Origin of the sequence: Solobacterium moorei (assembly GCF_036323475.1) — a bacterium.
GTDB classification, from domain to species: Bacteria; Bacillota_I; Bacilli_A; order Erysipelotrichales; family Erysipelotrichaceae; genus Bulleidia; species Bulleidia moorei.
Window position 1 is genome coordinate 1,870,389 of sequence record NZ_AP028934.1, and the last position, 15,376, is coordinate 1,885,764.

18 protein-coding genes are annotated in these 15,376 nt (G+C 35.7%); 4 read left to right on the top strand and 14 right to left on the bottom strand.

What is annotated here, in order from left to right; genetic code table 11:
* Positions 1-124: 124 nt before the first annotated feature.
* The 3 genes from plsY (at position 125) to RGT18_RS09380 (ending at position 2,657) form a co-directional block, all read left to right on the top strand.
* Positions 125-751, top strand: a complete 627-nt coding sequence (gene plsY / locus RGT18_RS09370; protein ID WP_028078230.1) for a glycerol-3-phosphate 1-O-acyltransferase PlsY — start codon at positions 125-127, stop codon at positions 749-751.
* On the top strand, positions 739-1,521 hold the full coding sequence (locus RGT18_RS09375) for an alpha/beta hydrolase (RefSeq protein WP_037403951.1): 783 nt from the start codon (positions 739-741) through the stop codon (positions 1,519-1,521). Before plsY ends, RGT18_RS09375 begins: the two co-directional genes overlap by 13 nt.
* A gap of 143 nt (positions 1,522-1,664) precedes the next feature.
* A complete protein-coding gene (locus RGT18_RS09380; protein ID WP_338175963.1) occupies positions 1,665-2,657 on the top strand; it encodes an IS1595 family transposase in 993 nt (330 codons plus the stop codon).
* A gap of 40 nt (positions 2,658-2,697) precedes the next feature.
* Here the strand turns inward: RGT18_RS09380 and RGT18_RS09385 are convergent, their stop codons facing one another.
* From RGT18_RS09385 to RGT18_RS09450, 14 genes are all read right to left on the bottom strand, one after another.
* The gene (locus RGT18_RS09385) at positions 2,698-3,537 is read right to left on the bottom strand and encodes a DegV family protein (protein WP_028078318.1); all 840 of its coding nucleotides are present in this window, start codon (positions 3,535-3,537) and stop codon (positions 2,698-2,700) included.
* Between the two features lie 135 nt (positions 3,538-3,672).
* Positions 3,673-5,988, bottom strand: coding sequence for an endopeptidase La (gene lon, locus RGT18_RS09390; protein WP_028078317.1), 2,316 nt, complete (start codon positions 5,986-5,988; stop codon positions 3,673-3,675).
* A 79-nt stretch (positions 5,989-6,067) separates the two neighbouring features.
* On the bottom strand, positions 6,068-6,406 hold the full coding sequence (locus RGT18_RS09395; RefSeq protein ID WP_028078316.1) for a hypothetical protein: 339 nt from the start codon (positions 6,404-6,406) through the stop codon (positions 6,068-6,070).
* Positions 6,406-7,746, bottom strand: coding sequence for a replication-associated recombination protein A (locus tag RGT18_RS09400; protein WP_037404013.1), 1,341 nt, complete (start codon positions 7,744-7,746; stop codon positions 6,406-6,408). The genes RGT18_RS09395 and RGT18_RS09400 overlap by 1 nt, the downstream gene beginning before the upstream one ends.
* A gap of 79 nt (positions 7,747-7,825) precedes the next feature.
* Complete coding sequence (locus RGT18_RS09405) at positions 7,826-8,374, bottom strand: hypothetical protein (protein WP_028078315.1); 549 nt, start codon at positions 8,372-8,374, stop codon at positions 7,826-7,828.
* On the bottom strand, positions 8,371-8,952 hold the full coding sequence (locus RGT18_RS09410) for a hypothetical protein (RefSeq protein ID WP_028078314.1): 582 nt from the start codon (positions 8,950-8,952) through the stop codon (positions 8,371-8,373). Before RGT18_RS09410 ends, RGT18_RS09405 begins: the two co-directional genes overlap by 4 nt.
* 13 nt (positions 8,953-8,965) lie before the next feature.
* Positions 8,966-9,547, bottom strand: coding sequence for a hypothetical protein (locus tag RGT18_RS09415; RefSeq protein WP_028078313.1), 582 nt, complete (start codon positions 9,545-9,547; stop codon positions 8,966-8,968).
* Between the two features lie 41 nt (positions 9,548-9,588).
* Positions 9,589-10,173 (bottom strand): hypothetical protein, encoded by a 585-nt coding sequence (locus tag RGT18_RS09420; protein ID WP_028078312.1) that lies wholly within the window; start codon positions 10,171-10,173, stop codon positions 9,589-9,591.
* A gap of 38 nt (positions 10,174-10,211) precedes the next feature.
* The gene (locus tag RGT18_RS09425; protein WP_028078311.1) at positions 10,212-10,799 is read right to left on the bottom strand and encodes a hypothetical protein; all 588 of its coding nucleotides are present in this window, start codon (positions 10,797-10,799) and stop codon (positions 10,212-10,214) included.
* Positions 10,800-10,834: 35 nt separating this feature from the next.
* Positions 10,835-11,677 carry an ABC transporter ATP-binding protein gene (locus RGT18_RS09430; protein WP_028078310.1) on the bottom strand — a complete coding sequence of 281 codons (843 nt, stop codon included), beginning with the start codon at positions 11,675-11,677 and terminating at the stop codon, positions 10,835-10,837.
* A gap of 16 nt (positions 11,678-11,693) precedes the next feature.
* Entirely contained in the window at positions 11,694-12,071 is a 378-nt protein-coding gene (locus RGT18_RS09435; RefSeq protein WP_028078309.1) for a GntR family transcriptional regulator, read from the bottom strand.
* 91 nt (positions 12,072-12,162) lie between these two features.
* Positions 12,163-12,825 (bottom strand): YczE/YyaS/YitT family protein, encoded by a 663-nt coding sequence (locus RGT18_RS09440; RefSeq protein ID WP_028078308.1) that lies wholly within the window; start codon positions 12,823-12,825, stop codon positions 12,163-12,165.
* Positions 12,816-13,583, bottom strand: a complete 768-nt coding sequence (locus RGT18_RS09445; protein WP_028078307.1) for a GNAT family N-acetyltransferase — start codon at positions 13,581-13,583, stop codon at positions 12,816-12,818. The genes RGT18_RS09440 and RGT18_RS09445 overlap by 10 nt, the downstream gene beginning before the upstream one ends.
* Positions 13,583-14,395 (bottom strand): enhanced serine sensitivity protein SseB C-terminal domain-containing protein, encoded by an 813-nt coding sequence (locus tag RGT18_RS09450; RefSeq protein WP_028078306.1) that lies wholly within the window; start codon positions 14,393-14,395, stop codon positions 13,583-13,585. Before RGT18_RS09450 ends, RGT18_RS09445 begins: the two co-directional genes overlap by 1 nt.
* Before the next feature lie 175 nt (positions 14,396-14,570).
* Here RGT18_RS09450 and RGT18_RS09455 point away from each other — a divergent pair, with 175 nt between their 5' ends.
* On the top strand, positions 14,571-15,371 hold the full coding sequence (locus RGT18_RS09455) for an alpha/beta fold hydrolase (protein WP_028078305.1): 801 nt from the start codon (positions 14,571-14,573) through the stop codon (positions 15,369-15,371).
* Positions 15,372-15,376: the final 5 nt, after the last annotated feature.

Below are 15,376 nucleotides of genomic sequence, written 5' to 3' on the forward strand. Positions count from 1 at the left end.
CTTGTCTAACGACAAACTACACGTTCATTTTACTTAATTTTGTCACAACCAAGTGGTTTTAAATCAATTTAATTTTATCTCTAAAATACTGATGTGGTAATATATCAACAGGGGGATTTATTCTATGCTAAATTTCATTAGCGTTATTATATTAAGTTATTTATTTGGATCTATTCCATGGTCACTAGTCATTGGAAAAGTATTCTTCCACAAGGATATCCGTACAGAAGGTTCAGGCAACCTTGGTGGCACTAATGCAGGTCGTGTATTAGGTAAGAAAGTCGGTATCACTGTCATTATCCTAGATGCACTCAAAGCGTTCTTTTCAATGCTACTAGCTAGCTACATTGCAAAGGATGCCATGATCTATGCTGGACTTGCTTGTTGTATTGGTCATTGTTTCCCTATATTCGCACAGTTTAAGGGTGGTAAGGCAGTTGCGACTTCCTTCGGTTTCTTCCTAGGTATCGCTACATTTATCAATCACCAATACTTCTTACAATTTTTCTTACCACTGCTCGTATTTTTGGTAAGTCTCTATCTTTGTCGTATGGTTTCCTTATCCAGCATGATTGGTTTGGGTTCTGGTATTCTCATCAGTTTTTTCATTGGAAATCCACCATCAATTACACTTTCAATCTTAGTATTATGGTTGTTTGTGGTATATCGTCACCGTGCAAATATCGAGCGTATCCAAAACGGTACAGAGAGTAAAATCAAATGGATGGGTAAATCACTATGGGAAAAATAGAAAAATTCGCACTACCAATCGAACCTTTACACCAAAGTCCTCGCAAAGTCTGGGTATATCTACCAGATAGTTACGCTACAAGTAAAAAGAAGTATCCTGTTTTATACATGTTTGATGGACATAACCTCTTCTACAATAAAACAGCTACCTATGGTAAATGTTGGGGTATCAAAAAGTACTTAGACAAACAGAAGTTAGATATCGTCGTCATCGGTCAAGATTGTAATCACATCGGTGATGAGCGCTTGGATGAATACTGCCCATTTACCGCAGAAAAGACTTTCGCAGGAATTCAAATTCAATCCTGCGGGCAGATTACTGGTAAGTGGTTTATCGAAACACTCTTACCATATTGTCAAAAACGTTATCGAATTCATACAGATCGTAAGCACGTAGGTATCGCTGGTTCTTCCATGGGTGGAATTATGTCTGAGTTTATGATCAGTGAATATAACGATTATTTCTCAAAAGCAGGTTGTGTATCCCCTGCCAACATCTTCAACTATCATGTGTTATGTAATCACATTCAAAAGAAGAAATTTAAAGAAACTCGTGTTTATCTAGATTTTGGATCAGATGAAGAACGCACAAAGAAAGGCCTTGTAAGAGAGTTAGATATGTTATTAAATATCAATCATCTCTTTACCCAAGGTGGTTGCGTTACTTATCCAAATCTTGTAGTAAATGGTACACATAGTGAAGAATCTTGGGAAAGTATTTTCCCTATCATGTTGGAATTCTTATTCCCAGAATTATATAAGAAGAAGTAATAAAATGCTGCAATCAGCTAAGATTACGGCTTTTCTTTTGGCTATATTAGCAAAACGGTGAATAAGTTCATTTACTGTACATATACGTGTACAGTAAATGAGTTGTGACTCATTATCATAATAGTGAACTCAAGGAGACTATTATGAAAGACTTAGAAATTATTGAACATTACAATTCCTTAGATCAATTTGCTAAAGATAAAATCGACAGAGAGCTGATTGACCTGGTAAATGCAAAGAAAGAATCCAGAAACTACTGTATTAAAGTGTGTCCTAAATGTGGCTCTGTTAATTCTCGTTTTACAAAAGGCGGAAAGGCAAATAGTGGTAAACCAATGCTTCAATGCAGTAGCTGTCATAAACGCTTTACTATTGATTATGGCCAGCTTACACATTATTCACATCAGGATGAATCTAAATGGGATCTGTTAATCACAGATACATTTGCACAGGTTCCTATAGAAAAAACAGCAGCTACGCTGGATATCAGTACATATACTGTATGGCGTATGAGAATGAAACTACTTCACATGTTTGAAGAACTTCTGAATACTACAGTAGTATCCGGAGAGATTGAGTTAGATGAAAAGTATCTTCTCAATTCTCATAAAGGCGAAAAGATAGCAGGTGTTGAACCTAGAAAACGTGGTGGCTCAGCTTCAAAGCGTGGATTATCTAACGAACAAATATGTTTACCAACAGCAGTGCAGAGAAACGGCACTGCTGTTTTAAAAGCTACGAATACTGCTACTCCAACCAGTAGAGACATAATGAAGCTTGCAGACAATATTGGGGAGCACAGTATGGCGTGGCTTGATGGCAAAGCAGCATATAGTTGTCTTTTAGAAGAGAAGCACTGTGAAAAGAGAATCATGAAAGATCATACATGTTATACATCCATTGATCATTTGAATAACGTAAATGCGCTTCATTCACTGATAAAAAAGTGGTACAAGAAGTATGGAGGTGTTGCCAGTAAATATCTGAACAGATATGCAGCACTATTTGTTCTTGTTAGAGAATACAGTGGATGTGATGTTCAGGAGATCCTTCTATCCATCAAGAAAAGAATGCATCAGATAACTGACTTCTTCCGTATTGTAGATATGAAATCAGAAGATGTATTCATTTATTGAATTGCTACATCTCACCAATTTGCTAATATAGCCTTTCTTTTTAACAATCACTATCTTCAAATCCTACAATCAGACCTTGATCAGATACATAGTAGGCACACACAATGGTACATGGAATAATATCAACCTTAGCCTCTGGGAAAGATTGTAGAATTAAATTCTTAATATCATTTGCCATCGATTCATTATTGCAGTGTGCAATATGAACTTTCTTTCCGTTATAGCGGTGTGCAATCATCTCTTCTACGATTTTACTTGTGGCCTTCTTTTCACCACGACACTTATGTAAAATTTCAAGTGTACCTTGGTCAGATGCCTTACCAACACAACGAATACCCAATAAACCAGATAACTTCGCAATTGCTGGACTCACACGACCATTACGAGCTAAATTGTCTAAGTTTGCGATATTAAACAATAAGTGTGTATGTTTCTTATACTCATTAATCGCATCACAGATTTCACTAAAGCTTAATCCCCGTGCAATTAATTCCTTTAACTTTTCAATAATTAATAGAATTTCTGGTCCTACAGATAATGAGTCAATGACGTAGATATTGGCTTCTGGATGTTCCTCCAAGAAGAGTGATCTACCCTGCATCGCTACCGAATAACATCCGGATAATCCGCCCGTAACTGTTACCGCAAAAATCGTATCGGCACCATCAAATGAACTTGCCCACTCATAGGCATTTGGACATGAAGTGGATGTTTTTCCCTTCGTATGTTTGAGTACGGATAAGAAACGCTCAACATTCGTGCGTTCATCATCAAAGAACTCTCCCTCATTCATAATAACTTTTAGAGGAACCGTTCTATAGTCAATATCTTCAATGTGAAAAACGTTTGAAGATGAATCTGATACAATTCTATACTTCATCGCGACCTCCTGCTTTTTAAGCTACATGCATTATAAATATTCATTTCTTTCTACGCAAAGCAATTCACAAATGTTTCACGCAAACAGAAAAAAGTCGGTACAATTCACCGACTTTTGTAACAAACCACAAAGTGATTATGCTTGTTTCTGCTTTGGTTTTCTTGTTGTTTTTGCCAGAATACCAACTGCCTTCAAGACTTCATCCACCTGTTCAACTGGAATAATTGTTAACTTCTCTTTCACTTCTGGTGCGATATCCTTTAAGTCATCTTCATTCTCTTTTGGAATGTAAACCGTCTTTACACCAGCCCTAGCAGCTGCCATCAACTTTTCAGGCAAACCACCAATTGGCATCACACCACCACGTAAGGATACTTCCCCTGTCATCGCAATTAATGGGGAAACCTTCTTCTTGGTAATCAATGAAGCTAAAGCAGTTGTTAAAGTGATACCTGCAGAAGGTCCATCTTTTTTAACAGCACCTTGTGGAACATGGATATGAACATCATGTGTCTTTAGAATCTTATCTGCTTCTGGGAATTTCGATTTCACAAGAGATAATGCAATGCGTACAGATTCCTTCATCACATCCCCAAGCTGTCCAGTCACAATTAACTGTCCACTGCCCTTTGTTAGTAGGGTTTCGATAAAGAGAATTTCACCACCACTTGCAGTCCATGCAAGACTAGTTACGATACCAGGATTCTTTTGAACTGTGAGTTTTTCATGGTGAAGTGGTTTCATATCTAGCAGTGTTGGTAAATCACTTGCTTGAATCACAATCTTTTCTTGATGACCTCTTGCAAGTTTCACGGCGATAGCACGGCATACGGAATCAATTCTCTTTTTGAGTCCACGTACACCACCCTCCATCGTATAGTCCACAATAATAGAACGTACCGCATCTTCACTAAACTCTAACTGTTCACTTGGAATGCCCATTTTCTCAACTGCTTTAGGAATTAAATGTCGTTGGGCAATCTGGAACTTTTCACTTGCTGTGTAACCTTGAAAGTCAATTACTTCCATACGGTTCAGTAAAGGTTCAGGGATAGAATCCAATGTATTTGCCGTACAGATAAAGAGTACATCAGAAAGATCATATGGAACATTCATGTAATGATCCGTAAAGGTATTGTTTTGTTCAGGATCAAGCACTTCTAAAAGTGCACTTGCAGGATCACCATTGTAAGACATACTCAACTTATCAATTTCATCGAGTACCATTACCGGATTTGATGTGCCAGCTTTCTGAATACCATCCATAATTCTTCCTGGCATTGCACCGATATAGGTACGACGATGACCACGAATATCTGCTTCATCACGTACTCCACCCAGCGCAACACGTACATATTTACGTTTGAGCGCATTTGCGATGGAGCGACCAATACTTGTCTTACCCGTACCTGGAGCACCGACAAATAAGAGAATCGAACCCAATTGACGCTTATTAAGATCCATTACCGCAATCTGTTGTAAGATACGCTCTTTCACTTTCTTTAGACCATAGTGGTCTTCATCCAAAATCTTTTCCGCAGCTTGAAAGTCAATCTTCTTTGTGCGTTCTTTCTTCCAACTGATACTTGTTAAAAAATCTAGATAGTTGTAAAGATTACCATACTCTGGAGAGTTACTGCCTTCTTGTTTTAGACGGCTTAAAACCTTATCCGCTTCACGACGTGCAGTTTCATTCATGCCAGAAGATTGGATCTTCATCTCCATCTTACGAATATCCGTAACATTCTCTGGATGCATGTCATCCAGTTCCTTTTGAAGATATTCGATTTGTTTCTTGATGGCCATCTCACGATAGGCTTTCTTATTGTCATTTTCTTGTGCAGCGGAAGCTTCGTTAGTTACATCCGTCATCTCTGTATATTCATAGATATACTGCTCAATCTTATTTAAAAGATTGGAGCGAAGATTTTCTTCTAGTAATGCATACTTTTCTTCATCCGTGATATTTAACCATTGTGCCATGGCACTGATGATATCCTCCATTCCCTTTAATTGAGAGATGAAGTTGCGTGCACCTAATGCCCATTGATAATTCGCAGTTGCCTTCACAAGTGCACTCTTAAGTTGTTCAACCCGCTTCTTTTCATCGATTGGATCTAAATCATTTGTCATCGGTTTACGGATGATAGATAAAACTTCTAAGGTTTTATCACTATGTACAACGATATCTTCAATATTGATACGTGATTCTGTCTTGATTACCACAAAACCACTATTACTAACTTCCGTAATAGTTCCTGATACACTTAATGGATAAAAATTTTCAGGACGAAATTCATCTGTAGATAATGCCTTCTTTTCAATCGCAAAGATAATACGATCACCTACAGCAGGTTCCTGTCCAGTCGCATTTTTATAACTATCACTGGTCAGATAAATATTTGTGTCTGGTAATAATACCGTGTTATAGATAGGAACGATAATTGCCATTGTTGTATACCTCCTTGTGAGTATAGGAGTATTTTAGCACTTAATAATAAAGAGTGCTAATATTTAGCACTCAGATATTTTATTCCATTGTTTCAAGAAAACGAACTACTTTTCCACTTGCCTTTGCGTACTCAATTTCCGACTTTGTACTAGAACCGATATAGCCATCAACATTGATAACAAAAATTTCATCAGCCATATCAATTTTACGTTTATGCATATTATCCAACATCTCTTTTGTCTTCGTTAGAGTGCCTTCATCCATGTTCTCCCAGACTTCGTTATCACCACTATGTCCGAATAATCCAACGCTAATTACAATATTTCCAGCAAGCGTCAAGTCTTTTTGCGCTTTCATAAATTCATCCTTAAAGCGTGTACTACCGCAAAGCGTAATCACTTTGTATTTCCCCTGCATTATTTTTTCTCCTTTTGATAATCTGTCTTACCAATTGAATTAAAGTACTGTTGGAGTTTAGCTTCATAAGCTACATCAGAGAAGTGATATAGTCTTTCATTCTTGATCGCATCTGGTAGATACTGCTGTTTCACATAGTGATTTGGATAATCATGCGCATATTGATAGCCAGCACCATTACCTAACTTCTCTGAACCTGCGTAATGAGCATCCTTAAGATAAGATGGAATCGGAAGATTACCTGTTTTTTCAACTAGATCCATTGCCATAAAAATACCATTAGATGATGCATTAGACTTTGGCGCATTAGCAACATATGTAGCCGCATTTGCAAGTATGATGGCTCCTTCTGGCATTCCAACTCGTTCAACCGCTAACGCCGCATCGACTGCAATTTGTAACGCTCTAGGATCTGCATTACCACATTCCTCCGCAGCCGCAATCATAATTCTCCGAGAGATAAAACGAACATCCTCTCCCGCCGTCAACATGCGTGCAAGGTAGTATAGCGTCGCATCCGGGTCAGAACCACGCATCGATTTAATAAACGCAGAAATCGTATCATAATGGTTATCACCATCCTTATCATAACGGATTGCCCTCTTTTGAATACATTCCTCCACAACTGACAAGGTAATGTGAATATAGCCATCATCACTATGGTCCGTTGTAAGATCTGCAAGTTCTAGCGCATTCAACGCGGCACGTGCATCCCCATCACAGATTTCAGCTAAAAACTCTGCAGCTTCATCCTCTAATATGACATTGTCTTTACCAATGCCCTTGATTGCGTCTTCAGCAGCACGCTTTAAAAGAGTCACAATATTCTCTTTCGTTAATGACTTTAACTGGAATATACGAGAACGCGAAATCAACGCTTGATTAACCTCGAAGTACGGATTCTCTGTAGTCGCACCAATCAAGATAATAGTGCCATCTTCAACATATGGTAGTAGATAATCCTGTTGTCCTTTATTAAATCGATGAATCTCATCGATAAATAAAATTGTTTTCTTCTGATACATCGACATCAAATCCATCGCATGTTTAATTACCTGTTCAAGATCTTTCTTACCCGCAATCGTTGCATTGACTTGTTGAAAATCAGCAGAGGTACTATTCGCAATCACTTGTGCGAGTGTAGTCTTACCAGTTCCTGGAGGGCCATAGAATATCAAAGAACCAAGCTTATCCGCTTTGATTGCACGATATAACAATTTATCCTTGCCAATGATATGTTCCTGCCCAACAACTTCCTCTAACGTAGAAGGTCTCATACGTGCCGCTAAAGGCTCTTCATTTTTCTTTGTCTCTTCGCTTGCATACCCAAATAAATCCATAGAAACCCCCTTTATCTACTCAATATTATACTTGTAATTACTTCATTCAGAAAGAAAAAGCTCCTTGCGGAGCTTTCACTCATGATTTTCTTCTGGTACTTTGATGATACATCCAGAAGATACAGAAAACAGTTATAAATAGAGAAATAATTAAAAGCTGTAATATGTCAGGTATCACTACTCTTAAGCCAATGACAACCGCAGAGAATAAGATACCCAAAACCAATGATAGTTTATAATTTTCAATTTGATATAAAAATGTTTCTTCTAACACAAATAATATCAACAATGATACTAAAAGGTTTTCTAAGTCAATAGGATTAAAACGATGAAGAAAGTTAGAAAATAATGAATACAGTATATTACTACCAAGCAATGCCAATAGGATACGCTTGATGCGTGGTAATATCTTCTCCTTAATAGAAAGTGGATAAAGTGAAATATTCTTTAAATCTAACTGCATTTGATACAATAATCCAGCTACATATCCTGTTCCGTATGGAAATAAATCTATCAAGATACTATAACTACGCTCTGCTCCAAGAAAGTAATACAAGCACGGAACACCAATTGCAAAACCTATCAATCCAATTAAAATATACGCCTGATAAAATGATAATTTCTTCATATCGATTCCCCTTTTCGAATTTCATACATACATGCAAGCATAAGAATGACAATAATTCCAAAACAAATTAAATTTCCATATACGATTACAGATTTACTCAATTCAAGCTGATTTCTAATCCATACAAACAATACTGTAAATATGACGAATCCAATATATCTAATATACATATTATTTGATTTTACTACCGTCATATTTTTAAAATTACGCAAGCAGTAATATAAACAAGCTACTGGTGTAACAACAAATAATAAGAACAGTTTTGTAATCATCGTATCAAACCATATCGTACAAGCTAAATATATAAGGAATTGTATTAACATAACTCTCACGTACGCAACAAAGTAATCACTCTTTCGAACTGGTAATATTTGAAGAATTGGATTCCAATTCTCATCAATCAAAACACTGATAATTTGTACCTGGAATATGAAGAAGAATATTGTTCCAATGTATTCTCTAACAATACTACTAGGTATACGCATGAGAGAAAGATAGAAAAATATTATTACACAATTCACTGCAACATTATAGAAGTTAAATAAGCGATGTCGATACAATGCATATATACCTTGCATAAAGACCCCCCTTCTACCAATCTTTATTAGTTAAGATACGAATGGATGAAATATAAGCTAGTGCATAGAGAATAGATGCATAACCCAAAAACTGAATGATAGGATGAATATTTGTTTTTGTATAAACAAGTGCAGCAACACCAATCACAACTAGCAAAATGCCCAAATGTTGGAAATAATTCCGATGCCATATCTCGACTGGCAAAATGGCCGGAATTACAATAGCCTCATTTAACACTATAATATTTAATACAAACCACATATTATTTATTTCATGAAATGAAAAATAATTAATTAAAAATCCAAGTAGAATGATGAAATTAAGTATTAGAATTTCTACAAATAGTGTATTTACCCTTGTTTTTGCTCTAATTGGAAATAATTTAATGGCATTACCTTTCATTGGCTGTTCGCATCTTGCAAAAGCGTTAATGAGTTGACTTGTAAAGAAAATCATATAAAAGACATCATGTGAGAATCTAACTTTCATCATATATAACACATAAGCAATCGAAAATATTAAGTATGCAATCGGGAAAATATATTGTTTCTTTTTTATGAACATCTCAAATTCTAATATTAACAGTGCTTTCATACTCTTAGAAATTCCTTCCTAAAATAGATTATTCTACTTTGTTAAAAATTATTTTTGGTTTTTAATATTCGAATCGAAGAAAAATATGTCAATACAATCAATAAACTCGCAAAGAATAGAAAGCAAATTCCTTTATCTAATGTTGTTTGAGTAATAATACCCCAATAGAAACACACAAGAATTACTACCATTCCAATATGTTCAAAATAACTTTGTTTCAATTTTTGCTTTGGTAATATAGCAGGTGTTACGATACTTTCAAGTACGAGAATAATTCCAATTGGGACTAGACTTGGAGTAATTATTCTCCCTAAGATTACACAATATATAACCCAACCTAGAACCAGCACAAGATTATAAATCCCTGTTTCAAAAAACAGAATATTTACACGTGATTGTGGCTTAACAGGCAGTAAGCGCATAATATCTGCATTTACTAAGTTTCCATCAACAAAGTCTTGCGCAAAAAATGTAAAATAGAGGAAACTAGGAAATGTTTGAATATATACGGCGTCTGTCCGAGCCCTAAGAGCGCCCATAATGCATAACACCAAATATAGGATAGGCGTTAAATATTTCTTTCTTTTAATAAACCTTTCATACTCAGCTATTAATAGTGCTTTCATATTCTTAACATCCCTTTACAATTGATGAGTTCACTTCGTTAAAAATCATCTTTTTCTTTGAGAATACGAATGGAAGAAAAGTATGTCATTACAAATAAGATAGCAATAAAGAACAGAAAACCGATATTCTTATCCAGTGTTGTTTGAGTTAGGATAACTCCATAATAAAAGCACGTAAGAAGTCCTACCATTAACGTATGCTCAAAATAAGGTTGGGTCATCTTTTTCTTCGGTAATACGGCCGGAATGAACAAACTTTCTAAAAAGATTAAAAAACCAGTCTCTATCAAATCTGGAAAAATTAATCTTCCAAGAACTGTGCAATAGATAAACCAACCTAGAATAATAATAAGATTATATATTCCTACTTCCAGGAATAAAAGTCTCACATAGGATTGTGGTTTAACTGGTAATAATCTAATATTCTGTGAATTGATCAAATTTCCTTTTCCAAAATCAGAAATAAACAAAAATATGCATATCAAATATGGGAATTTATCCTGAGGATTCAAACTTTTACTCGCGTAAACCCCATTAATAACACAAAGTAATAGATATATGATATATGCTATGTATCTCTTATTTTTAACAAGTCTTTCATACTCAGCTATCAACAGTGCTTTCATATGCTTAGAAATTCCTTTCTAATATTATATGATTTTTAAATAATACCTTTTACGATACCAACGAAAATTTCTTCTAACGTAGCTGGCTGTAGACCTTCTAGATTTGAAGCGTGTTTACGATCAATTAGAATCTTTACCTGGTATGGTGTTTCTTTCTTTGCGACAATTGCGCCTTCAGGAATAGTTGTAATTTCTTCTGGTGCCAAGTTCAATATTCCGTAGCTAGATAGGATGTTATCTTTTTCATCATTAATTATTAGTTCACCTGCATGCATGAATCCAATGTAATCACACATCTTTTCAAGATCTGTAACGATGTGGGAAGAAATAAGAATTGTATGATCTTCTTGACGTGTATATTCAATGAGAAGGTCTACGACTTCTGCACGAATCGCAGGATCTAATGCATTCATTGGTTCATCTAATACTAAGAGTTTTGCGTTGTGACTTAACGCAATCGCAATTGCGATCCGCATTTTGTTACCTAACGATAGTGTTTCGTACTTTTCATCTATATCAATTTCAAACTGTTTCAATAGTTTTACAAATTGTTCATGATTCCAATGTTTATAGATTTTACTAAAGACTTCTTCAATTTTATCTACTGTTAGGATATTAGGAATACCCATATCATTGATTACAAAACCTAGCTGATCTTTGAGTTCTACTTCATTGATAAAATTATTACTACCTAATACTTCAACATCTCCATAGTTTGGTTGTACAAGTCCTAGGATACAGTTGATAAGTGTTGTTTTACCTGCACCATTTTCACCAATCAAACCATAGATCGATCCTTCTGGAATCTGTAAAGATACATGATTCAAGCGAAAGTTATCATACTTTTTCGTAATATCTTTTACTTCAATTGCATTCATAAAAATTTTCCCCCAATTATTCATTTTCATCCCAAATGACTTTCATCATTTTGGTTACTTCCTCTTGTGTTAGATTACAAGAAGTGGATAGCTTTTTAATTTCTGCTAGATGTTCTTCAATGATGCGAAGATTTTGTTCTTGAATGAGTTGGACATTCTTTCCTGCCACAAAACTTCCTTTGCCTGGAATCGTATAGATATAACCTTCTCGCTCCAGTTCTTCATATGAACGTTTTGTGGTAATGACACTGATACGTAGATCTTTAGCAAGTGTGCGAATAGATGGTAAACTTTCATCTTCTGCTAAGGTACCATTAATGATTTGATCTCGTAATTGATTATAAATCTGGTCGTAAATCGGTTGTCCACTCCTGTTGTCAATAATTAGTTTCATAATTATCAACCTCCAACCTAACTGTATATATACAGTTAGTGTATTTTCGTCAATAGGTGCAAAAAGAAAAACCCAACCAATTTTGGCTGAGTTAGTTCGTTGTTTGATATACCCATTTATGAATACGTGGCTGGAGTTTCTTTGTAAAGTATCCTAGTAACGGTCCAAATGTAAATGCTAGGATGATTGTTCCTTCTCGTATTGGAAATAATGCATGGAAGAAAAACCAACAAATAAATAACAATATGATAAAGACTACATCCGCTAGCTGTCTTACTTTGCCGAACTCCATTTGAAATTTCTTTGCGAAAAGTACACATGTACTTTCAACTGCAAGTCCTATCATCCCACTTGCAGTCATCATCGCATCTCCAAAAGTACAGATGACGATAAATACCATTAATAAAACTAAGCGCACAATATAGAAATCTGAATTCATTCCTGCAAATACGATGTAATAGAAATAGTTAATTGTACCCCCCATTAGTAACGATACTGGAATCTGTAACAGAAACATCAGACGATATTTCTTTCGTAACATTAGTATTTGTATAGCAATACAGATGCAGTTACCAATTAATCCAACTGTCCCTACTTCAATAGCGGTGATTGAACTGATACTAAGTGCTAAAGCATCATAAGCACCTGTCCCTAATGCGACCTTCATAATTCCAGCAGCACCTATCGCTACAAGAATCAACCCTACAACTTCAATCAGAAGATGTTTTGCAAACTGTTGTTTTGTTATTTCCATAGGATTCTTGTTTCATAGAACTGTTGTTCAAAACCAACATCTTGAATGATTTCGTTTTTATCTATTTTTTCTGTAACACGAGTGACGATGAAATAAGAACGATGGTCATCTTTATGGTAGATAATACCACTTACAACTCCCTTGAATGTATCTAAAGGCTCTTTTGGGCCAATGACATAAGCATCTTGGAACTCTCCGCTCTTTTGGAATAGTTCTTCAACATAGCCTGTATTTACTGGATATGTTAAATCAGCGATATGTGGATGGAAGCTTCCGTATGTGTGATCGATAATAACTGTTACAGTTTTACCCAACCATTCTCTACCCACAAGATATTCCATCGGCGTGTAGTTCATTCCACCGGCTTCTGTAGATGTTCCAGCATCCTCAAATCCATAGTGATGATAGAAGTCTGCTGCTGAATCCACAACGTTAGCGGTAATTTTTGAAAGACGATTCTTATCTGCCTCTTCTTTCAAATGATTTAGCAGTGCAGTTGCATATCCCTTCTTACGCGAGTCCTGTTTTGTTAGTAACAGAATGATATGCATCTTTTCTGGATCATAAGCCAGGATGCTTTCTAATCTTTCTTCGTATAAGCCATAAACTGTGAATTGTTTCAGGCGCTCTGCCATAAATTCACTAATACTCTTCGCAGCTTCTTTACTCCATGAAACATCTGTCTCAGAAAGAATCACTTCTTTCGCAAGACTTATCGCTTCATCGAGTTCTGCTGCTGTTAATATTTTAATATCCATTAGAAACTGATGTTACGATCATACATCGCAACCGCCTCTTTGATAACATTCTTACGTAGTTCATCGTTGATGAATACAACTTCTACCGGTAAATCCTTTGCATGTGGCACAGCCGCATCATGAATCTTTGTTAAGATATCCTGTTCTGGCTTTTCAGCTTCCACAACCAAGAAGAATGCCATCGCTGGACCATAGAGTTTTGCCTTTAACCAAACTCTGCTAATCGCATTATTTGTTTCACAATAGTCATATACAGCATTTACCAAACGTGTTGGATAAACATTTGGTTCAGAATATGTCACATTCATCGGTGCTGTTGGCTGTACAGGCTTTGGTCTTTCTCTACCTGCAAGGATTGCAATAAGTGGCTTAGGAATAACGATATTATCTGTTCCTGGGTTGATGATAACACCTTGAATCTTTGTGTTTGGATCGGATAATAACGCATCGTATTCTTGAATTGTTCTTACGATATTCTTTGGTGTATCATCCTTCTCACCAGCCACCTTAAATTTTGTGGATTCTTCAACATCCGTAAATGCAGGGAAGAAAGCTTTCCCATCATTTGTATTAATGAGGAAGAACTTAATCTGTGAAGGATTTACAGTTGGTAAAACACCATTATGATCTGGCTTTAGTTCTACATCAAAATTACAAGGTGCTAGTAATCTCGCTTTCTTTAATGCATTTGATAATGCTTCTTGTCTTTCAGGGGTACTTCCGAGTTTTAAATCATTGATTGCTTTCTTTACTTCTGGATTCGTAACAGGGGCAATCGTTCCCTGCTGGATTTTTGCTTTCTTATCTGACATGATGTACTCCTTTACATTCTTAGTAATTATACCCTTTTTTTCGCTATCATTCACTAGATTACATCATATTCAAAGAAAGAATGATGCGCAGTGAGATTTGACAAACAGAAAATCAAATATTTAAATATTATACATATCCATTGCAGTAAATCAGAAGTGATAGAGGAATTGAACTATGATCTTTCATGAATTTGGTGATAAATGTTTACCACATATTATATTAATACACGGTGGTGGTAATTCATGGTGGAATTATCTTCGACAAGCACAAGTGTTATCTGAAAAATATCACGTTATTTTACCAACGCTTGATGGACATGGTGAAGAATACCAAAAAGAATATATTTCAACTGAAGCTTCCGCACAAAAGATTTTAGAGTACATAAAAAGTAATTGTGGCGGAAAGGTATTTGCACTAGGTGGCGTATCTTTGGGTGGTCAAATCGTTATCGAATTATTATCACTAGATCGTAATATTGCCCAAAAAGCGATTATCGATGGAAGTATCTGTATTCCTCAACCTAAATTAGCTAAAATTTGTGTAGGAGTTATAAAAGTATTTGGCAAACTCATGCTTAACAAATCCATATGCAAGATGCAGTTAAGCTTGATGAAAAAAATATATCCTAACATGGCATTTCCAGAAGTACTTGATAACTATTATATGGAAGATATGCCAAGGCTCCCTATTAAAACACTGGTAACTATCTACCAAACATATATGGGAGAATATACACTAAAACGCTCTATCTCCAAAAGCAATGCCGAGGTTTTATATATTTATGGTGAAAAAGAAATGCGTTGTGTGAAGGAATCCGCAAAGCACTTTAAACAGATGCATCCAAATTGCACTCTGTATGAAGCAAAGGGTTGTAATCATGGATATCTTTCTATCTATTTACCTTTAGAGTGGATAAGACTAGTAAATCCATTTTTGGAAAACTATCATTTATCTCAAGATGAAATCAAACTATAACGTAT